Here is a 270-nt window from a genome sequence, read left to right as displayed (position 1 = left end):
GCCCAGACGCTCCGTCAGAACCTTCCGGGAGAGGCCGAGTTCGGTGGCGAGCGCGTCGAAGCGGACGTGCCCGCGCGCGATCTCGCGCAGCACCAGCACGTTCCACCAGTCGCCGGTGACGACCGCGGCCTGGGCGATCCCGCAGTTCTCGTCGGCGTTGTGCATCTTCATGCCGCCATAGTACGTTCCCTTTCGGAACTCATTTTGTTCTCAGAGGGAACTTACTCTCCATGAGGAGCCGCACCATGACCACCATCACCCGCGTCGTCG

The 270-nt window shown here is 64.1% G+C and carries 1 protein-coding gene; it reads right to left on the bottom strand.

Annotation, left to right across the window (positions count from 1 at the left end; translation table 11 throughout):
• On the bottom strand, positions 1-171 hold a 171-nt coding region (locus BHU15_RS31520), incomplete at its 3' end, for a winged helix-turn-helix transcriptional regulator (protein ID WP_141726920.1).
• Positions 172-270 lie beyond the last annotated feature (99 nt).

Source organism: Streptomyces niveus, assembly GCF_001723055.1.
GTDB classification, from domain to species: Bacteria; Actinomycetota; Actinomycetes; order Streptomycetales; family Streptomycetaceae; genus Streptomyces; species Streptomyces niveus.
Note: the sequence above shows the minus strand (reverse complement) of the source record. Positions and strands in the feature narration are given on the sequence as shown.